Origin of the sequence: Nonomuraea sp. NPDC052116 (assembly GCF_040680035.1) — a bacterium.
Taxonomy (GTDB): Bacteria; Actinomycetota; Actinomycetes; order Streptosporangiales; family Streptosporangiaceae; genus Nonomuraea; species Nonomuraea angiospora_A.
In genome coordinates, this window is record NZ_JBFAWA010000025.1 from 26,325 (window position 1) to 46,222 (window position 19,898).

General features: G+C 71.8%; 18 protein-coding genes. 9 read left to right on the forward strand and 9 right to left on the reverse strand.

Annotation, left to right across the window (positions count from 1 at the left end; translation table 11 throughout):
* Positions 1 to 37: 37 nt before the first annotated feature.
* Genes AB0L65_RS39250 through AB0L65_RS39260 form a run of 3 tightly spaced genes read right to left on the reverse strand, consistent with a single transcriptional unit; the run spans position 38 to position 3,471 of the window.
* Positions 38 to 2,350 (reverse strand): protein kinase, encoded by a 2,313-nt coding sequence (locus tag AB0L65_RS39250; protein WP_364256462.1) that lies wholly within the window; start codon positions 2,348 to 2,350, stop codon positions 38 to 40.
* A 57-nt stretch (positions 2,351 to 2,407) separates the two neighbouring features.
* Positions 2,408 to 2,668 (reverse strand): hypothetical protein, encoded by a 261-nt coding sequence (locus AB0L65_RS39255; RefSeq protein ID WP_350735260.1) that lies wholly within the window; start codon positions 2,666 to 2,668, stop codon positions 2,408 to 2,410.
* Entirely contained in the window at positions 2,665 to 3,471 is an 807-nt protein-coding gene (locus AB0L65_RS39260) for a phytanoyl-CoA dioxygenase family protein (RefSeq protein WP_363969850.1), read from the reverse strand. Before AB0L65_RS39260 ends, AB0L65_RS39255 begins: the two co-directional genes overlap by 4 nt.
* Positions 3,472 to 3,563: 92 nt before the next feature.
* Between AB0L65_RS39260 and AB0L65_RS39265 the strand changes: the two genes are divergently transcribed.
* Together AB0L65_RS39265 and AB0L65_RS39270 are read left to right on the forward strand one after the other, a co-directional pair.
* Entirely contained in the window at positions 3,564 to 4,421 is an 858-nt protein-coding gene (locus tag AB0L65_RS39265) for a helix-turn-helix transcriptional regulator (RefSeq protein ID WP_364256465.1), read from the forward strand.
* A 65-nt stretch (positions 4,422 to 4,486) separates the two neighbouring features.
* On the forward strand, positions 4,487 to 5,419 hold the full coding sequence (locus AB0L65_RS39270) for a lytic transglycosylase domain-containing protein (protein WP_364256468.1): 933 nt from the start codon (positions 4,487 to 4,489) through the stop codon (positions 5,417 to 5,419).
* Between the two features lie 18 nt (positions 5,420 to 5,437).
* On the opposite strand, the gene AB0L65_RS39275 is transcribed toward AB0L65_RS39270, so the two are convergent.
* Together AB0L65_RS39275 and AB0L65_RS39280 are read right to left on the reverse strand one after the other, a co-directional pair.
* Positions 5,438 to 7,192, reverse strand: coding sequence for a glycoside hydrolase family 15 protein (locus tag AB0L65_RS39275; RefSeq protein WP_364256471.1), 1,755 nt, complete (start codon positions 7,190 to 7,192; stop codon positions 5,438 to 5,440).
* An 80-nt stretch (positions 7,193 to 7,272) separates the two neighbouring features.
* A complete protein-coding gene (locus AB0L65_RS39280; RefSeq protein ID WP_364256474.1) occupies positions 7,273 to 7,878 on the reverse strand; it encodes a hypothetical protein in 606 nt (201 codons plus the stop codon).
* 63 nt (positions 7,879 to 7,941) lie between these two features.
* Between AB0L65_RS39280 and AB0L65_RS39285 the strand changes: the two genes are divergently transcribed.
* On the forward strand, positions 7,942 to 9,372 hold the full coding sequence (locus AB0L65_RS39285; protein ID WP_364256477.1) for a PLP-dependent aminotransferase family protein: 1,431 nt from the start codon (positions 7,942 to 7,944) through the stop codon (positions 9,370 to 9,372).
* A gap of 237 nt (positions 9,373 to 9,609) precedes the next feature.
* On the opposite strand, the gene AB0L65_RS39290 is transcribed toward AB0L65_RS39285, so the two are convergent.
* From AB0L65_RS39290 to AB0L65_RS39300, 3 genes are all read right to left on the reverse strand, one after another.
* Entirely contained in the window at positions 9,610 to 9,840 is a 231-nt protein-coding gene (locus tag AB0L65_RS39290; protein WP_350735278.1) for a hypothetical protein, read from the reverse strand.
* Between the two features lie 73 nt (positions 9,841 to 9,913).
* Positions 9,914 to 10,522, reverse strand: a complete 609-nt coding sequence (locus AB0L65_RS39295; protein ID WP_364256480.1) for a trimeric intracellular cation channel family protein — start codon at positions 10,520 to 10,522, stop codon at positions 9,914 to 9,916.
* A gap of 10 nt (positions 10,523 to 10,532) precedes the next feature.
* On the reverse strand, positions 10,533 to 11,990 hold the full coding sequence (locus AB0L65_RS39300; protein WP_364256483.1) for an oligopeptide:H+ symporter: 1,458 nt from the start codon (positions 11,988 to 11,990) through the stop codon (positions 10,533 to 10,535).
* Positions 11,991 to 12,130: 140 nt separating this feature from the next.
* On the opposite strand from AB0L65_RS39300, the gene AB0L65_RS39305 reads away from it, so the two are divergent.
* The 3 genes from AB0L65_RS39305 (at position 12,131) to AB0L65_RS39315 (ending at position 15,916) form a co-directional block, all read left to right on the forward strand.
* The gene (locus AB0L65_RS39305; protein ID WP_364256486.1) at positions 12,131 to 13,972 is read left to right on the forward strand and encodes an AMP-dependent synthetase/ligase; all 1,842 of its coding nucleotides are present in this window, start codon (positions 12,131 to 12,133) and stop codon (positions 13,970 to 13,972) included.
* 106 nt (positions 13,973 to 14,078) lie between these two features.
* Positions 14,079 to 15,275 (forward strand): hypothetical protein, encoded by a 1,197-nt coding sequence (locus AB0L65_RS39310; RefSeq protein WP_364256489.1) that lies wholly within the window; start codon positions 14,079 to 14,081, stop codon positions 15,273 to 15,275.
* Between the two features lie 152 nt (positions 15,276 to 15,427).
* Entirely contained in the window at positions 15,428 to 15,916 is a 489-nt protein-coding gene (locus AB0L65_RS39315; protein ID WP_364256492.1) for a hypothetical protein, read from the forward strand.
* Positions 15,917 to 16,317: 401 nt separating this feature from the next.
* On the opposite strand, the gene AB0L65_RS39320 is transcribed toward AB0L65_RS39315, so the two are convergent.
* Entirely contained in the window at positions 16,318 to 16,995 is a 678-nt protein-coding gene (locus AB0L65_RS39320) for an NAD(P)H-binding protein (protein WP_364256495.1), read from the reverse strand.
* 105 nt (positions 16,996 to 17,100) lie between these two features.
* On the opposite strand from AB0L65_RS39320, the gene AB0L65_RS39325 reads away from it, so the two are divergent.
* The 3 genes from AB0L65_RS39325 (at position 17,101) to AB0L65_RS39335 (ending at position 19,769) form a co-directional block, all read left to right on the forward strand.
* Positions 17,101 to 17,469, forward strand: coding sequence for a helix-turn-helix domain-containing protein (locus tag AB0L65_RS39325; protein WP_364256497.1), 369 nt, complete (start codon positions 17,101 to 17,103; stop codon positions 17,467 to 17,469).
* A gap of 166 nt (positions 17,470 to 17,635) precedes the next feature.
* Complete coding sequence (gene moaA, locus AB0L65_RS39330; protein ID WP_364256500.1) at positions 17,636 to 18,625, forward strand: GTP 3',8-cyclase MoaA; 990 nt, start codon at positions 17,636 to 17,638, stop codon at positions 18,623 to 18,625.
* Positions 18,626 to 18,629: 4 nt separating this feature from the next.
* Positions 18,630 to 19,769 (forward strand): NTP transferase domain-containing protein, encoded by a 1,140-nt coding sequence (locus tag AB0L65_RS39335; protein ID WP_364256503.1) that lies wholly within the window; start codon positions 18,630 to 18,632, stop codon positions 19,767 to 19,769.
* The last annotated feature ends 129 nt before the right edge of the window (positions 19,770 to 19,898 follow it).

The following is a 19,898-nucleotide window of genomic DNA, read 5'->3' on the forward strand; positions in this document are numbered from 1 at the left end:
TTTCCGGGTTTTCGGCGGGGATGGGGTGAGGCAGCGGTCAGGCGGGGCCGAGGCTCCAGGCCCGGACGGTACGCTCTCCGCCCGTGTCGGCGACCACCGGGTGACCGCCCCGTTCGGCCAGTGCCAGCGTGGGGATCGTTCCGCCGGGATCCAGGTCGAGCGCTCCTATGGTGTCGCCGTCGTCCAGGCTCCAGACCCGGGTGACGTACTCGTCGTTCCACGGACCGTGGGCGACGACGGCGATGGGCACGTCTCCCCGCCGTCCGGTGACCAGAGCCACGGTGCCCCGGTCGTCCGGGCTCCGGTCGCTGAACTTCCACTTCTTCCTGCGCTTGCCCGTGGCCAGGTCGTACACGCGCAGGGTCGCGTCGAGGTGGGTCGAGACGAGGACGGGCTTGCCCTTGATCTCGCCGCAGGCCAGCCGCTCGATCCCGCCGATCTCCCCGGTGCCGAACGAGTGCGTCATCCGCCCGTTCGACAGCCGCCACACCCGGACCCGCTCCCCGCCGTCGCCCGTGACGAGCACGTCGTCCTTGCCCAGCCGGCCGAACGCCAGCCCTCTGATGCCCTGGAAGTGGTCGGTGATCGTGGGGCCGATCTGCTTGCCGGTGGAGATGTCCCACAGCCGCACGACGCTGCGGAGGTCCTTCATGGAGTCGTACTTCTGCGACACCGCCACCGCCTTGCCCGCGCCCGTGACGGTGACCGCGATGACGGGGTCGCTCACCTTGTGCGAGGCGAGGCTCTCGCCGGTCGGGCTCCACAGCCGCATCCGCCCGTCGGTGTGCCCGGAGGCGATCACCGGCGTGCCGCCGACCTCGCCGACGGCCACCTCCGTCGTCGTGGCCCGGCCGCCGCCGAGCCGGGTGGCCGCCTGGCCCAGGCCCCACGTGAACACCGCCCCTTTGGCGGTCCCGTACACGACGGTGCTCCCCGTGGCGGCGAGTGCCGTGATCGCGCCGTCCGCTTCGGGCAGGGGCGCGGACATCGCGACCTGCGTCCCGAAGGGCTCGGCGGACGGCGTCGGCGTGGGTGTCGGTGTCGCGGTGGGGGACGGGCTTCCGGTGTACGGCCGCTCCGTACGCCGGTCCTCCGGGTCGAGGGAATCGTTCCTGGGGCGCAGGACGGTGAAGGCGGACACCGCGAGGGCGGCCGCCGCCGCGGCCCCGCCGAACACGGCCCGCCGGCTGACCGACCGGCCCCGCCCGGTCGCCGTATCCGCATCCGCCACCGGCCCGGCGCCGGCGCGGGGCCCCGTCTGAACGCCGCTCCGGGCATCGGGGCCCGTCGAAATACCGCTCCGGGCATCGGGGCCCGTCTGAACGGCGCTCCCGGCAGGGGGCTCCGTCCGGACGGCCGAGGAGCCGGAGACAGGCTCAGCACCGGAAGGAGGCCACGCCCCCTGGGGAGGAGGCGGAGGCCCGGAATGCGCTGCCCCACCGGACGGAGGCACCGAAGGAGCCGAACCGGACGGGACCGCTCCAGCGGGCGGCGCCCATGCGGCGACGGGCTGAGCCGCCCCGGCGGGGCCGGGGGCGCGGGCCGTCGGGCCGGCCTGGCGGATGAGTTGCTGGAGCAGGGTCGTCGGGTCCGGGCGGGTGGACGGGTCCTTGGACAGGCACGCCGCGATCGCCCCCAGCAGGTGCGGCGGCACCCCCGTGAGGTCCGGGGTACCGCTCAGGACGCCGTTCACCACCGCCGCCAGCGTCTCGCCCGCGAAAGGCGTGTGTCCGGTGGCCGCGAACACCATCGTCCCCGCCCAGCTGAACACGTCCGACGCGGGCCCCACCCGCTCGCCCCTGAACTGCTCCGGCGACATGTACGCGGGCGTCCCCACCGGCACCGACGTCCGGGTCGTCGCGTCGAGGGCCTTGGCGATGCCGAAGTCGATGACGATCGGCCCGTCCGGCCCCATCAGCACGTTGCCCGGCTTGAAGTCCCGGTGCACGATCCCCGCCTGGTGGATGGCCGCCAGCGCGGTCAGCGTGGAGATGGCCAGCCGGTCCAGCGCCCCGCCCGACCGCGGCCCCGACTCCCGTACCAGCGTCTGGAGCGTGTCCCCTGGCACGTACTCGCTCACGATGTACGGCCGCTCGTCCGCCATCCCGGCGTCCAGCACCGCGGCCGTGCAGAAGGCGGCCACCCGCCGCGCCGCCTCCACCTCCCGCAGGAAGCTCTTGGTGACGTCCTCCTCATGGGCGAGGTGCAGGACCTTGACGGCGACCTCGCGCCCGTCGTCGCCGACGCCCCGGTAGACCACGCCCTGTCCACCGGAGCCGAGCACGCCGACGAGCCGGTACGAGCCGATCCGCTCGGGATCGCTCGGCCGGAGCGGGCGCAGGTCCGGCATCCCGCTCCTTCCTCGGGCCAGATCGAGCGATCACACGATAAGGCCGTACGTCCGGATTTACGACATCTTCTCGAAGAAGAACTCGTGCTTCATGAACGACGTGTCATATTCGTGCCCGGGATACGGCGGGATGAGCTGAGACGCCTGGAACAGCCGCCACCCGTCGCGCAACGCCTCCACCCCCGTCTCGTACGGCGGCTCGTCCCCGTCACCGGCCGTCGGCTCGGTGCGCCCGGTGCCGTCGTAACGCGACCAGCCCACCACCTGGGCGTCGAGGGCGGAGGTGGCCAAATAGAGAACGAGCACCTGCTGCTTCATGCGACCCTCCCGGGGCGGTTGTTCACGCGAGTCGTCCAGTATTCGACGTCGAACGACGGATCGTTGGTCAGCGCCCGCCACATCCGCACCCGGTTGTGGACCTCCAACCGCCCGGTCGCCTGCTCGTACCAGGGGAAACGCCGGCCCAGCTCGGCCAGGACGGCGGGATCGTCCAGGTCGGAGGTGTCCCAGAGCCGCACCTGCGGCACGGTCGGGTTGAAGCGGATCTTGAACATGTACCTGCGGACGTCGCTGTCGTTGCGCCGGCCGCCGTGCCAGATGCCGTGGTGGAGCAGCATCACGGTCCCGGCGGGGCAGGTGAGCCGGGTCTGGCCGCGCAGGTTCTGGTAGCGGCCGGTGTCGCTCTCGTTGATCCGGCGCAGGTGGCTGCCCGGCACCACGAGGGTGCCGCCCATGTCGGCCGTCACCTCGCGCGGGTAGTACATGAGCTGCACGTCGAAGGCGTCCATGCGGGTGTCGATGATGGCGTCGGCGTGCAGCGGCTGGGCGTGGCCGTTGTGCGGCTCGCGGACGTGCACGGCGTGGTGGTCGACGGTCGGGTCGGGGCCGACGAGCGAGTGCAGCGCGCCCGCCACGGCGGGCAGCTCGATCAGGCGGCGGGCGAACGATCCCTCGGGGTAGGCCTGGGTGACCGGCGTGCCGTACGGCGGGCGCGGGATGCCCGCCTCCAGCACGTCGATCGCCTGGTCGTTGAGCTCGTCCGGGACGATCCCGTCGAGCCGCAGATAGCCGGCGGCGACGAATCCGGCGACCTGCGCGGAGGTCAGCAAAGTGGTTCGCATGCCTCAAAACTAGAACCGGACATTGGCCGTGTCGTGGGATGTAATCATCAACTACTGGTCCATTTTCCCCCGCTGCGATAGAACAGATCCCTGTGCGGCAGGTGACGATCGCGCTCTCCGACCCGCCGGCCGTGGCCGGCGCGGCTGTGGGCGTACACGGCGTGGTCAGGGACCACGACGTCTTCCGGCTCCCCGACCTGTGGCAGCTCCACCTGTACGGGTACGCCGCCGAGCTGGTGCTCGACGGCACCGTGCACGCCATCAAGCCCGGCCACGTCAGCCTGATCCCGCCGGGCGCCGAAGTCCATTACCACTACCGGGGCAGGTCGGAGCACCTGTACGCGCACTTCCGCCTGCCCGGCGGCGAGGAGCGGCGGGTCGTGCCCGTCATGCGGGACGCGGGGGACCAGGCGCCGCTCATCGCCGCCTCGCTGCGGCAGGCCATCGCGGCGGTCCCCGACACCAGGGCCAGGGCGTCGGCCGAGGTGTGGACGGTGCTCTGGCGGATCGCGAACCTGCCCGTCGCCGGCAGCGCGCACGCCGTCGTGGCGGCCGCCATGGAGCACATCGACGCGGACCTGGCCGCGCCGCTGACCGTCCCCGGCATCGCCCGCGCCGCCGGGGTGTCGCACAACCACCTCACCCGGCTGTTCCGGGCCCAGACGGGACACACGGTGGTCGCGTACATCCGCCGCAGGAGGTTGTCCCGCGCGCTGCATCTGCTGCGCGAGTCGACCCTGGCGATCCCGGCGATCGCGGCGGCGGTGGGCATCCCGGACCTGCAGGCGTTCAACAAGGCCTGCAGACGCGAGCTGGGCGCCTCACCCCGGACCCTGCGCGCGAGCGGCCCCGACCACGGCGCGGGTAGCCGTCCGCTGCGCGCGAACGGCCTCGACGAGCGGCGCGGGCAGCCGCCACCCGCGCCGCTGGTCGGCTCCGATCAGCGGTGAGGCCGGGCGCGTGTCCGGGCCCGCCTGGCGCCGGGGGCGGGCCGTACCCGGTAGGTTGGCCGACCATGGAGGAACGCCACGATCATCACCGCCGCCCCGCCCGTGCCCTGGCCGCGATGGCGCTAGCCGCCCTCCTCGCCACGGCCGCCTGCGGCGATCCGGCCCCGGCGGCCTCGGCGGCCGGCCGGCAACCCGCGCCGAGCCCGTCCGCGCCGAGCCCGACCGCGTCCACCCCGCCGGCAGGCGGGACGCTGCCCGCGCCCGACCAGAAGATCCCCGGCGACCCCGCCCGGCTGGCCGCCGCCCTCAAGGGGACCAGCGCCGCGCTCAACGCCGCGATCGACGCCTGGCCGAAGGCCAGCAAACCGCCCCGGGATGTCGAGCTCCTGGCCCTTCACCAGCAGCGCGCCTACCGCTACACCGCCCGCCACCCCGAGGTGGCCGCCCGGGCCTTCGCCCGCCTGCCGTCCGGGCTGGCCGCCCAGGCCAAGGACAACACGGCCGCCATCCGCGAGCTGCTCTCCCTGGCCCACCCGATCAAGCCCTCGGCCACGTTCAAGGTCCAGCCCGCCCCGCCCGCCGCCGAGCTGCTCGGCCACTTCAAGAAGGCCGAACGCAAGTTCGGGGTGGAGTGGGAGGTGCTGGCGGCGGTGATGTTCGCGGAGACGAAGTTCGGCCGGGTGAAGTCGGACAGCAACGTCGGCGCCCAGGGGCCCATGCAGTTCATGCCCGGGACCTGGAAGGCGTACGGCATGGGCGGCGACGTGCAGGACCCGCGCGACGCCGTCATGGGCGCCGCCAACTACCTGCGCGCCTCGGGGGCGCCCCGCGACTACCGGCGGGCGCTGTACGCCTACAACCATTCCAGGGCGTACGTGAACGCCATCCTCCTGCACGCCCGCCAGATGAAGCGGGACCCGAGGAACTACTACGCCTACTACAACTGGCAGGTGTTCGTGATCACCACGGCCGGCGAGCGGCGCCTCACCGGCCCGTAGGCCCCGCTACGACCCCCGCTATGACAGGGCGCGCGCGGCGTGGATCAGGGGGACGTGGCTGAAGGCCTGCGGGAAGTTGCCGACCAGCCGGTTGTAGCGGGGGTCGTACTCCTCGGCCAGCAGCCCCACGTCGTTGCGCAGCGTCAGCAGCCGCTCGAACAGCGCCTTCGCCTCCTCCTTGCGGCCCTGCATCGCCATCACCTCCACCAGCCAGAAGCTGCACGCCAGGAAGGCCCCCTCCCCGCCGGGCAGGCCGTCCACGTCGTTGTCCGCGGCCAGCGGGTAGCGCAGCACGAACCCGTCCGACATGAGCTCCTTCTCGATGGCCGCCACCGTCCCCACCACCCGGGGGTCGTCGGCCGGCAGGAAGCCGACCATGGGGATCATCAGCAGCGACGCGTCCAGCTCCGACGACCCGTACGACTGGGTGAAGGTGTTGCGCCGCGCGTCGTAGCCCTTCGAGAGGATCTCGGCGCGGACGACGTCGCGCAGCGTGCGCCACTTGTCCACCGGGCCGGTGCGGCCGAACCGCTCCACGTACTTGACCGCCCGGTCCAGCGCCGCCCAGCACATCACCTTCGAGTGCACGAAGTGCCGCCGGGGCCCGCGCACCTCCCACAGGCCCTCGTCGGGCTCGTCCCAGTGGTCCTCCACGTAGTCGAGGAGCTCCCGCTGGATGGTCCACGCCCGGTCGTCGGGTGACAGGCCGCGCGTGCGCGAGACGAACAGGCAGTTCATCACCTCGCCGTACACGTCGAGCTGGAGCTGCTTGACGGCCTCGTTCCCGATGCGGACGGGCCGGGAGTCCTCGTAGCCGTCGAGCCAGTCGAGGCGCAGCTCGGGCAGCCGGCGCTCGCCCGCGACGCCGTACATGATCTGCAGGTCCTGGGGCCGGCCCGCGATGGCCCGCAGCAGCCACGCGCGCCAGTCGGCGGCCTCCTCCAGGTAGCCGGAGCTGATCAGCGCGTCGAGCGTCAGCGTCGCGTCGCGCAGCCAGCAGAAGCGGTAGTCCCAGTTGCGCACCCCGCCCACGTCCTCGGGGAGCGACGTGGTGGGCGCGGCCACGATGCCGCCGGTGGGGGCGTAGGTGAGGCCCTTGAGCGTGATCAGCGACCGCACCACGGCGTCCCGGTACGGGCCCTGGTAGGTGCACCGCGCGACCCACTCCGCCCACATGGCCTCGCTCTCGCGCAGCTGGGTGTCGGCCTCGATCTGCGGCGGCATCGGCTCGTGCGAGGGGTGCCAGGTGAAGACGAACGGAAACCGGTCGCCCTCCTTGACCGTGAACGTGGCCCGGTGCGCGTAGTCGCCGCCCTTCAGCGGCACGGGGGAGTGCAGCCACACCGAGTCGGGCCCGCCGATGGCCTGGAGGTGGCCGTCGCTCTGGCGCACCCACGGCACGATCCGGCCGTAGTCGAAGCGCACCCGCAGCTGCGTGGACATCTCCACGGTCCCGGAGACGCCCTCCACGATGCGCACGACGTCGGGGTTGCGGTCGCGCGGCGGCATGAAGTCGATCACCCGGACCGTGCCCGTCGGGGTGTCCCACTCACTCTCCAGAATGAGCGTCTCGGGCCGGTAGCGGCGGCGGGTGGCCGGTCTGCGGCCCGTGGGGCCGAGCCACCAGTGTCCGTTGCGCTCGCTGCCGAGCAGCGACGCGAAACAGGACGGCGAGTCGAATCTGGGCAGGCACAGCCAGTCGATCGAACCGTCGCGGCCCACCAGAGCCGCCGACTGCATGTCCCCGATGAGGGCGTAGTCCTCGATCCGCATGCCTAGACGCTACTCGGAGGAGGGGCGATCCCGTGAGGGGGTCCGATCATGTCGCGTCATGCCCGGACTCCCTCACGGGATCACGTCAGGGGGAACCAGCGGGTGAACAGCTGGGTCAACGGCCCGATGGCCAGCGCGAACACCAGCGTTCCCACGCCCACGGTGCCGCCGAGCAGCCAGCCGGCGGCCAGGACCGTGATTTCGATGAGGAACCGGCCCAGCCGCACCGACAGGCCGAGCCGCATCAGCCCGGTCATGATGCCGTCGCGGGGGCCCGGGCCCATCCCGGCGCCGATGTAGAGCACGGTGGCCAGGGCGATGGCGACGACGCCGAGCACCACGTACAGGCCCTGCATGACCAGGTGCGACGGGGTGGGCAGCAGGAAGATCGCGCCGTCGGCGAACAGGCCCAGGAAGACGACGTTGCTGATCGTGCCCAGCCCGGGCTTCTGCTTCAGCGGGATCCACAGCAGCAGCACCAGCGCGCCGATGCCGATGATGACGGTCCCGATGGACAGATCGGTCCGCAGGGCCAGGCCCTGGTGGAACACGTCCCACGGGTCGTTGCCCAGCCCGGACTCGACCTGGAGGCCGATGCCGGCGCCGTAGAGCGCGAGCCCGCCGTACAGCCTGACGAGGCGCGCGGGAAGGGACGAACTGAGCCGGGGGACGGTCGCTTCACTCATAGTGGCCACAGATTGGCATGCAACCGACTTGCCAAAACAGAGCCAATCACGAAAAGTGGCCTTATGAGGCATCTGTCGGCGGCCCAGGTGGCGCGGCTCATCAAGATCGATCCGGCGGCGCGTCCGTACTACCGCGCGCTCGCCGACGGCGTGCGCGTCCTCATCATGGACGGCCAGCTCCCGGTACGCGTCCGCATGCCCGCCGAACGCCACCTGGCCGAGACCCTCAAGGTCAGCCGCACCACCGTGACCTCGGCCTACGACCTGCTGCGCGAACGCGGCTACCTGGAGAGCCGCCAGGGCTCCGGCAGCTGGACCGCCCTGCCGGACCCGGCCACCACGGCCGACAACCCGTGGCTCAGCACCGACGGCGACGGTCTCGTCCAGCTCCAGTGCGCCGCCCCGCCCGCGCCGTCGGCCCTGCGGCAGGCGATGCTGGAGGCGGTGGACGACCTGTCCGTGTACGGCATGGGCAACGGCTACGACCCCATCGGCCTGCCCGTGCTCAGGGAGCGCATCGCCGCCCACTACACCGCCAGGGGCCTGGCCACCCGGCCCGAGCAGATCCTCGTCACGACCGGCTCCCAGCACGCCATCCAGCTCGTGCTCGGCCTGCTGGTCGGCGCGGGGGACCCGGTGCTCGTGGAGTCGCCGACGTACCCGCACGCCATCGACGTGGCCCGGCAGCGCGGCGCCAGGATCGTCCCGGTCGGCATCTCGCACGAGGGCTGGCAGCCCGACCTGGTGACGGGGGCCATGCGCCAGTCGGGGGCGCGGCTGGCCTACCTCATGCCCGACTTCCAGAACCCGACCGGCGCCCTCATGGACGACGCCACCCGCGCCGCCGTCGTGGGCGCGGCCCGGCGTACGGACACGATGCTGCTGGTGGACGAGACCTGGTCGGAGCTGGCGCTGGACGAGGTGCCCCGGACCTCGCCGGCGGCGGCCTTCGACACCGACAGCCGGGTGATCAGCATCGGCTCGGCCTCCAAGCTGTGGTGGGGCGGGCTGCGCATCGGCTGGGTCCGCACCACCGCCGCGCTGGCCCGGCGGCTGGCGATGTTCCGGGCGGCCGTGGACATCGCCAGCCCGGTGCTGGAACAGCTCGTGGTGGCGCGGCTGTTCGACCGGCTGGAGGAGACGCGCGCCGAGCGCCGCCGCACGCTGCGCGCCTCACGCGACGCGCTGGTGTCGGGGCTTCGCGAGCACCTGCCCGAGTGGACGTTCACGGTGCCGCGCGGGGGCGGCACCCTGTGGGTGCGCCTGAACGGCCCGGGCGCCACGCCGCTCGCGGAGGCGGCCGCCCACCACGGCGTACGCCTCGCGCCCGGCCCGTGGTTCGGCCTGGAGGGCACCCTGGAGGGCTACCTCCGCCTGCCCTACACCCAGCCGCCTCAGGTCCTGACGGAAGCGCTCACCCGCATCCGCGCCGCCCGCGACCACGGCCCCACCGGCCCCCGCCGCCCCGTGGACGCGCTCATCGCGATGGTGTGAGGGGGTAAACCTCGACCTCCGCCCGATGCCCGCACGCGGACCGCAACTTGGCATCCGTGGTGACCAGCGTGCATCCGAGAGCTTCGGCCAGAGGCCCGGTCGATGGGGAGTTTGCTGCTCATCACCAGCCCGCGCAGGGCGTTCAGGAATTCGAGTCGAGCAGCGTGGGAGCGTGCAGCGATCCCTCGGGTCGCTCGGCCTGAAGGGCGTGGACGCAGGCCGGGGCGTCGACCACGATCATGCGCCGCGGCCCTGGTGGATCGCCGTGAGGATGTCGTCGTTGGTCGGGCCGTTCTCCCGCGACCGCCGAAGCGCTCGCTCGATGACCTCGGCGGTCGTCGGGCGGGTGATGAGCCGCAGCTGGCGACGGAGATAGTCGGCGACCGTGAGGCCTTCGGCCTCCGCCTGAATGCGGAGCGCCTCATACGTCTCGTCCGGGACGTCGTCAATGCGTATCGTCTTCGCCACGCTCTGTGTCACCTCCCTCACGCTAGTCGCTTCCAGCGTGCGACGTCGTCTGCTTTCCCGCAATTCGAGCGCCTCATTCGCCGGACCCCCGGGCCAAGGGGGCGCGCCATTTGCGGCGCATCGCCATGATCCGCAGCCCGAACGCCAGCACCGCCGCCGCCAGCGTGGCCGGCCAGCCGTGCAGCCCGTACGCCGACAGCGCCGCCATCACCCCCGACCCCAGCAGCGCGGGCACCGCGTACAGCTGGCGGTCGTACAGCAAGGTCGGGATCTCCCCGGCCAGCATGTCGCGCAGCATGCCGCCGCCGATGCCCGTCACCACCCCCAGCAGCGCCGCGTGCAGCGGGGCGAGGCCGTACTCCAGGGCCTTCTCCGTCCCCACCGCGCAGAACAGCCCGAGCCCCGCCGCGTCCAGCACCAGGATGAGCGGCATCACCCGCGCCACGTGCGGATGCCAGAAGAACACGATCACCGTCGCGGCCACCGGCACCAGCACGTACCCGAGGCTCTGGAAGGCGGCGGGCCGGACGTTGAGGATCAGGTCGCGTACGACGCCGCCGCCCAGGGCGGTCATCTCGGCGAGCACCACCATCCCGACCACGTCGAGCCGTTTGCGCACGCCCATGAGCGCGCCCGTCAACGCGAAGACGAAGATGCCGACAAGGTCGAGAATTTCAGACACGTCGGAATATTTACCGTATGACCGGTTCGTGATGCTCGGCCATCATCACCCGCAACCTCCGTGCGAACATGAACAACGCGATCCCGGCCACGATCGCCATCGCCGCCAGCACCAGGTAGTACATCGGATCCGACAGCACCCGGCCGAGCCGCCCCGTCTGCCCGCCGACCGCGTCGCCCACCGACAGCGAGATGAACCAGACCCCGAGCATCTGCCCCTTGAACGCCTCGGGCGCCAGCTTCGTCGTCACCGACAGCCCGACCGGGCTCAGCGACAGCTCCCCGAACACCTGGATGAGGTAGACGAGCACCAGCCACCACACCGACACCCTGCCGGGCCCCGCCAGCGCCGCCGCGACGGCCATGACCACGAAGCTCACCCCTATGACGATCAGCGCGAACGCGAACTTCTGCGGCGTGCTCACCCGCGTCCCGAGCCGCACCCACAACGCGGCGAAGACCGGCACGAAGATCATGATGAACAGCGGGTTGAAGGACTGCGTCGTGGCCGGCTGGATCGGGATGCCGAACAGCGACAGGTCGGTGTGGTCCCTGGCGAAGAACAGCAGCTTGCTCGGCGCCAGGTCGTAGATCATCCAGAAGACGGACGCGGCCACGAACAGCCAGATGTAGGCCTTCATCCGGATCCGCTCGTCCTCGGTCAGGTCGTGGCTGCCGAGCAGGAGGTACGAGAAGTACGCCACCGGCACGATGAGGATGACCATGGTGATCGCCACGGTGAGCCGGTCGACCGTGAGCGTGCCGGTCGCCGCCCACGCGCCCAGCGCGATCGCCGCCGCCGCCGCGACCCCCGCCACCCGCCAGAACAGGTGGTGCTGCACGTGGACCGGCCGCTCGCCGATGCCCCGCAGGTGGCGGCCGCCCCGGATGTACTGGGCCAGGCCGAACGCCATCCCGACGGCCGCCGCGCCGAACGCCAGGTGCCACCGGTCGCCGGTGGCCAGCCAGCCGACCACGATGGGCGCGAAGAACGCGCCCAGGTTGATGCTCAGGTAGAACAGGGAGAACCCGGCGTCCCTGCGCGCGTCGTCCCCCTCGGGGTAGAGCCGTCCGACCATGACGGACATGTTCGGCTTGAGCAGGCCGGTGCCGGCGATGATCAGCAGCAGGCCCTGCCACACGAAGAACGGTGACGACACCGGGAGGGCCATGCTGATGTGCCCCAGCATGATGATGAACCCGCCCCAGAACACCGACCTGCGCGCCCCCAGGATCCGGTCCGCGATCCACCCGCCGGGCAGCGCCACCAGGTAGATGAGCGCGCCGTAGACGCCGACGACCGCCTGCGCCGTCTCCTGCGACAGGCCCAGGCCTTGCTGCGCCGGTGACGCGGCCAGGAAGGTGGCGAGGATCGCCCGCAGCCCGTACCAGCTGAACCGCTCCCACATCTCGGTGCCGAACAGCGTGGCCAGTCCCCAGGGATGCCCGAAGAACGTCCTGCCGCTCATGTGCCGCCCCCTTTGTGCACCCGATCGATCACTCTACGTGACGGACGCGGGTCTTTCTCCGCAGGCTCTTGCCGCTACCCCCTCGGTGTGGTGCGATGCAGGCCACTCACGCAAGTGAACACTGACTGGAGGCGCGCGCCATGGCCGAAGACCTCGAAGTCCGGGCCGAGATCGAGCGGCAGATCGCCGGCCGTACCGTCTGCGAACGGCTCAGGCACGCCGCCGAGCAGCACCCCGACGCCCCCGCCTACTCCGACCCCGACGGGGACGGCTGGACCACGCTGACCTACGCGCGGGCGCGGCAGCGGGTCCTGGAGATCGCCGCGGGTTTCGTCGCGCTCGGGCTGGAACCCGGGGAGTCGGTGGCGGTGATGATGGTCAACCGCAGCGAGCACGTGCTCGCCGACCTGGGGGCCGTGCACGCCGGCGGGGTCGGCTGCACGGTGTACTCGACGTTCGCGCCCGAGCAGATCGCGTTCGTGGCCGGGGACGTGGCCGCCAGGTACGCGGTGCTGGGCGGCCCGGCAGAGCTGGCCCGCTGGCAGCCCGTCCTGTCCCAGCTGGACGGGCTCCGCAGGATCATCATGTTGGAGGGGGCGCCCGCGGACGAGCGGTTCATGTCATGGGAGGACTTCCTGGAGCTGGGCCGCGCGCGCCTGGCCGCGGACCCGGCCGAGGTCGAGGCCCGCATGAGCGCGGTCACCCCCGGCGACGTGGTCACCGTCCTCTACACCTCGGGCACCACCGGCATGCCCAAGGGCGTCCCTCTCACCCACGCGAACGTCTTCTACGAGGTCGCCGCCACCGACCGCATCACGAACCTGCCCGTCCGCGGCACGCAGATCTCCTACCTCACGTACGCGCACATCGCCGAGCGCATCCTCAGCCTCTACCTGCCCCTGGTCAAGGTCTCCCACGTGCACTTCTGCACCGACCTGGCCAACCTGGGCAAGACGCTGGGGCAGGTCAGGCCGATGATGTTCTTCGGGGTGCCGCGCGTGTGGGAGAAGATGATGGCCCGCCTGCTCGCCGTGCTCGCCACCCAGCCGGAGGAGCAGCAGGCCGCCGTACGCCAGGCGATGCGGGCGGGCGCCGCGTACGTGGAGGCCGGCCAGTACGGGCGCACGATCACCCCCGAGATCCGGGCGGCCTACGAGCAGGCGGACGCGTCCCTGCTGTCGATCATCCGCGGCATGATCGGCTTCGACCGCGCCGAGTGGACCGCCACGGGCGCCGCGCCCCTGCCCGCCGAGGTGCAGCACTTCTACGCCGGGCTCGGGCTCAAGGTCATCGACGTGTACGGCATGACGGAGACGACCGGCGCGTTCACCGGCAACAGCCCTTCCTGCTACCGCCTGGGCACCGTCGGCAGGGCCGAGCCCGGCGTCGAGATCCGCATCGCCGAGGACGGCGAGATCCTCACCCGCAGCCCGCTCAACACCCGCGGCTACGTCAACCGGCCCGAGGCCACCGCCGAGCTCATCGACGACGGCGGCTGGCTGCACACCGGCGACATCGGCACGGTCGACGAGGACGGCTTCTACCGGGTGGTCGACCGGAAGAAGGAGCTGATCATCACGGCGGGCGGCGAGAACATCTCCCCGGCCGAGATCGAGAACCACCTCAAGGAGCACATGCTCGTCGGCCAGGCCCTCGCCTACGGCGACAACCGGCCGCACCCGGTGGCCCTGCTGACGCTCGACGGGGAGGTGGCGCCGGGCTGGGCGCAGGCGCGCGGCATCGCGTTCGCCTCGCTGGCGGAGCTGGCCGAGCACCCGGAGGTGATGAAGGAGGTGGAGACGGCGGTCGAGGCCGCGAACGCCAAGCTGGCCAGGGTGCAGCAGGTGAAGAAGTGGGCACTGCTGGGCACCGAGTGGACGGCCGAGACCGAGGAGCTCACCCCGAGCCTGAAGCTCAAGCGGCGGATCATCCACGCGAAGTACGCCGACGTCATCGAGGGCCTTTACAGCGGGCCGAGTTAGGGCGACTTTCGCGGGGTTCGCGCCTGCTGCGGCTGATCCCGGTTTTGCCATTCGTGGCGTGTGTCGAGGTCCTGGCCATTACCGGGCGGTTCCTACCGTCTCGATCATGACCAGAAGCCTTCTTCTCGTCTCGCTCGCGGCCGGGCCGCTCACCGTGCCCGCCCCCCCGGTCGCGACCGAGCCCGTCATCCGCGCGATCACCGTCCGTCCGGCCGAACCCATCGTGGGGGCGAACGACTCCGTACGCCTGGTGGTCGACGTCGTCGCCAAAGGCGTGCGCGGCCAGGGCGGCGTCACCGTCAAAGTCGAACCCGGCGCCCCGCCCGGCCCCGTACTGACCGACAAGCTACCGATCCCGGCCCCGGCTCCAGCCCCGGCTCCAGCCCCGGCACCGGCTCCGGCGCCCGCCCCCGACACCGGTTCGGTGGGCTCCGGCCCCGCCCCCACCAGCGGCTCCGTCGGCACCCGTCCCGCACCGGGCACGGCGCCCCGGCCCGCACCGGTGGCCCGTCCGGCACCGGGCACGGCACCCCGTCCGGCACCGGTGGCCCGGCCCGCACTGCCGAACCAGCCCCGACCGGGCGTGCGGCCCGCACTGCCGAACCAGCCCCGGCCAGGCGCCCGACCGGCGCCGCCGAACCAGCCCCGGCCGGGCGTCCGGCCCGTGGCACCCGCACCTGTTCAGGCCCCTGCGCTCGTTCAGGCCCCCGCACCCGCTCCCGTTCAGGCGCCCGCTGTCGCTCCGGCAGCGCAACCACCGCAGCTGGCCGAGGACGCTCTGGAGGGAACTCCTCCGCAGCTGACCTGGCGCACCGCGGGACCGGGATCCGGCGCGCCGGCCCGCATGGCGAACGGCTGGGAGACCTGGCGCTTCCTCCCCGACAAGCAGCTGAACCGCTACTACCCGACCGGCACCTGGACGATCACCGCCACCGCCAGGGGAGCGGGCGGGACGACGGTCACCGAGTACGCGTCGTTCCAGTTCAGGCGGGACACGAAGCTCTCGTCGGTCCGGGCCGACAAGCTGGAGGGCTCCGACCTGGTACGCCTGCGCGGCTCGCTCAGGCGGGTGGACCCGCGCGGCTACACCGACTACGGCCCGTTCGCCAGGCAGCCGCTGGAGATCCTGTGGCGCGGCGACGAGTCCTCGGCCTGGGAGCGGATCGGGCAGACGACGACGGACGCCTCCGGGACCTTCGAGGCGACGGTCACGGGCCGCGCGGGTGGCCTCTGGCGCGTCCGCTATCCCGGAACGGGACACTACGCCTCAGACGCCTCCAAGTCCCGACAAATTACGCAATAGCCGAAAAGATGCCTATAGCACGGCCTTAAACCGCCGTTGCGGAATTGTGATCAGCTTTACTACAACTTTTCCTTACCCTTACGCGTCATTGGCGTTGACATGGCCCCGACTTGGGGCCGTGTCCGAGACGGGGAAGGAATTCCATTTTGAAGATGCGACGTCTAGCCGCCGGCCTGGCGGCTGCCGCCCTGGGCGCGACGATGGTGGCGACCGCCGCCTCGCCCGCGCTCGCGGACCCGGACCCGGGCCTGGACCCGGATGTCGCGGGCTACACGAGCCTGCAGTTCGACGCGAACCCCGAGCCCGCATGGCGGGGCCGGCCCATCACTCTCGAGGGCAAGCTCTCCGTGCAGTGCGACGAGGACTACATCAGTGGCTTCGTGTCGGTGCACAACGCCGACTACTGCAAGGACTCGGAGCGCTGGCACCGGCTGGCCTGGAAGCGGATCGTGATCCTCTTCCAGCCTGACGGCAGCGGCCGCTGGGAGTACGTGGACACCATCAGGACCAGCGGCAAGGGCTACTTCTCGACGCGGGTTCCGGCCCGTACGTCGGGTACGTGGCGCGCGGTCTTCGAGGGCTCCCGTTCGCTCTCCCCGGCGGAGGGCAAGGACTGGGTCAAGGTCGTCGGCCGCCGCTGATCCACCCCGAAACGCCCGGCCTTTCCCGGCCGGGCGTTTCCCATTTCCCCAACCTCCCACCGCCCCGCACCCCGCCCCTGTGCACCCCAGAACTCCACGTCCCGCACCCCGGCCCTGCCCACCCCAGAACCCCACGTCCCGGGTTCGCCTCACACCCCGCGCCCTATGCCCGGCGGCACCTTCACGCCCGGCGCACCCAACGCCCGACGCGTTCAACGCCCACCGAACCCCACGCCCAGCGTGCGCCGTGTGCCCGAGCGGGTCCTGCGTGCCACACGCCCCGCACCTCACGTCCCCAGTGCGCTCCATCGCCCGGGCTGCCCCAGGACGCCCCACCACCCGCGCGTTCCGAAAGCGGCGGCGCGGTGAAGACGTCCCGGAAGCACGGCAACCGGTTGCGGCTAGTACGAGACAGCAACCTGGACGCGGTGGTGCCGGGGCCGCTCGACCTCGTCCACCACCGCCACCCCCAGATCGGCGAACGAGAACGCGGGCTCCAACGCCGGCACCTCCCCGCCCCCGATCCGATAACGCCCGGTCCGGGACGCCGACTCGTCGAGGAGCACGGGCGGCGGCGCGAGCACCACCCAGTCGAGCCCCGACTTCTCGAACACCTCCAACTCAGCCGCATGCCCCAGCGAGAACGCCCGCGCCTCGGCCGGGAAGTCCGGCGTGTCCACGAGCCGAACCCCCGGCGAGACCTCCAGCAGGCTCCCGATGCCGACCGCCACCAGCCGGGACACCCCGGCCTGCCCCAGCCCGCCGACCAGCGCCCGGGCCGCCGCCGTGTAGAACTCCGCCGACGACATGTCCAGCCGGGCCGCCACCTGGACGGCCGCGTCGTGCCCCGCCGCGACCTCCGCCACGCCGGCAAGGTCGGTGACGTCCCCGGCCACCACCCGCACCCGCGCCCCGGAAGAACCCGCCCCGGACGAACCCGCCCCGGACGAACCCCACACCCCCGCGTACTTCCCGGGATCCCGGACGACGGCCGTCACCTCGTGCCCCCGCCCGACCGCCTCCGCGACCACCCGCACCCCGGCCCGCCCACCGGCGCCGAACACCACGATCTTGCTCACCTTCACCACACCCCTTCTGCCTGGGCCGGTCTCCCCGGCCACTCAGCGGAGACGGTAAAGGGCGAGATATCGCTTTCCGCAACGATAGTTACCTACGATGTCGGGATGGCCGAGCCACTCGATCCGGACATGTTCACCGGATGCCCTCCGGTAGTCGCGCCGATCCGCATCGGCGACAAGTGGACCGCGAAGCTCATCCGTTGCCTGGAATCGGGCCCGCGCCGCTTCAAGGAACTCCAGGTCACGCTGCGCGGCATCACCCCGAAGGTCCTCACCGAGTCCCTGCGCGCCATGGAGCGCGACGGCTTCCTCACCCGCACCGCGTACGACGAGATCCCGCCGCGCGTCGAGTACGAGCTGACCGACCTCGGCCGCAGCCTCATCGCACCCATGAACGCCGGCTGCGAGTGGTCGAGGAACCACCTGGCCGAACTGATGAACGCCCGCGAGGCATGGTACGAGGCGGCGGGATGACCCTCCTGACGCCGGCCGCGTGCGGCCTTTCTCGCGGTTCTGACCGGTTCGTGCGGAATCGATCTAGGGCGCAAAGTGTTGTCGTGTGGTGAAGGAGTGATTTTGAGCGTCGCCGGACAGGCGTCGTAGTCTGGCCCTCTGGCGATCGAACAGGAGGTGACGCCCCATGTTGCGAGACTCGTTCGGACGGGTGGCGACGGATCTGCGGGTGTCCCTCACGGACAAGTGCAATCTGCGCTGCACGTACTGCATGCCGCCCGAAGGCCTCGACTGGCTCCCCAACGCGCAGCTCCTCACCGCCGACGAGATCGTCCGCCTCGTGACCATAGGCGTCGAACGCCTGGGCATCACCGAAGTTCGCTACACCGGCGGCGAACCGCTCATCAGGCGCGAGCTGGTCGACATCGTCTCCCGTACCACCGCCCTGACCCCGAGGCCGCAGGTCTCGCTGACGACCAACGGCATCGGGCTGGCCCGGCTGGCCGAGCCGCTGGCCGCCGCCGGGCTGGACCGGGTCAACGTCTCGCTCGACACGCTCGACCGCGACACGTTCAAGCGGCTCGCCCACCGGGACCGGCACGCCGACGTGATCGCCGGTCTCGCCGCCGCCGACGCCGCGGGCCTGCGTCCCGTCAAGGTCAACGCGGTGCTCATGCGCGGCCTCAACGACCACGAGGCCGTACCGCTGCTGCGGTGGTGCCTCGACCGGGGCTACGAGCTGCGCTTCATCGAGCAGATGCCCCTCGACGCCCAGCACGGCTGGACCCGCGAGGGCATGGTCACCGCCGACGAGATCCTCGACCGGTTGTCGAGCGGGTTCGACCTCGCGGCGGACGACCTGGAGGAGCGCGGCAGCGCGCCGGCCGAGCGGTTCCTCGTGGACGGGGGTCCCGGCCGGGTCGGGGTGATCGGATCGGTGACGCGCCCGTTCTGCGGGTCCTGCGATCGGGTCCGGCTGACCGCCGACGGCCAGGTACGCAACTGCCTCTTCGCGAGGGAGGAGTCCGACCTGAAGACGCGCATGCGCGAGGGGGCCTCCGACGAGGAACTGGCCGAACGCTGGATCGCCGCCGTGGCACGCAAGCGCGCCGGCCACGGCATCGACGATCCGTCCTTCCTCCAGCCGGCCCGGCCCATGTCCGCCATCGGCGGCTGACGGCGTGGCGCCCTCGGCCGAGAGCCCGGGTCAGCCGGCCTTCGACGCGGTGATCCTGGCCGGGGGAGAGGCGCGCCGGCTCGGCGGGGCGGACAAACCCGGCCTCACCGTGGGCGGCAGATCCCTGGTCGAGCACGTGGTGACGGCCGTCGCGGACGCCCGCACGACGATCGTCGTCGGCCCCGAGCGCCCGATCCCCGGCGTGGTGTTCGTCCGCGAGGACCCGCCGAGAAGCGGCCCCGTCCCGGCCCTGGCGGCAGGACTGAACGGGGTCACCGCCCCATGGGTGGTCCTGCTCGCGGGCGACCTGCCGTTCATCACCGCCCCCCACGTCACGTCCTTGCTGAACGCCGCCACAACCCAACCGCCCAGCACCACGGCCGACCCGGTCCCGGTGACTGCCGCGACCCAGCCGCCCAGCGACCCAGCCGACCCCACCCCGCCGACCACCACGGCCGGAGACCCAGCGCCCCAGCCGCCCGCCGCCCCCGCCCACCCGACGCCTGGCGAGACGCCGCAGTCGGTGTCCGGGGACGCGGCAGGGACGCCCGCCGATGCCGTGCGCCCGACGCGTGGTGACGCCGCAGGGACGCCCGCCAACGCCGCACGGCCGACGTTGCGGGATGCCGTGGCGCCGGCGTCCGGAGACGCCCGGGAACCGGCCCCCGAGGAGGGGCCGGTCGGTGGGGTGGTGATGGTGGATGACGGCGGGCGGGAGCAGTGGCTGGCCGGGGTGTGGCCGATGGCGCGGCTCAAGCGGGCCCTGGCCGCCTACCCGGGCCGCTCGCTCAAGGGCCTGCTCGGCCCCCTCGCGGCCGTACGGCTGGCGCTGCCGGGAAGGCCCTGGTTCGACTGCGACACAATGGACGACCTGGAGGAGGCTCGTATGAACGTGCTCAACGAATGGACCGCCCTGGCCTGCGAGGAGCTGGGCATCGACCCGGCCACCGTGGACCGCGACCTGATTCTCGACCTGACCAAGGAGGTCGCCCACGGCGTGGCGAGACCGGCCGCGCCCCTGACGGCGTATCTGCTCGGCCTCGCCCAGGGCGCCGGGACCGCCCCCGACGACGCGGCGGCGAAATTGATCACATTGGCGAAGAACTGGGGACAGGCCACAGCCGAGACGCTGACAGACAGCTGACACTCGAACGAACTCTTGAAGTCAAGCCGCCCTCCCGCCTGAAGATTTCCTGTGAATAATGAGGCGGGAGGGAGTGCAAACGGTTTCGGGAAAGCGGCCCTATCCGACTGCGGTCGGCGTCGCCAAGTG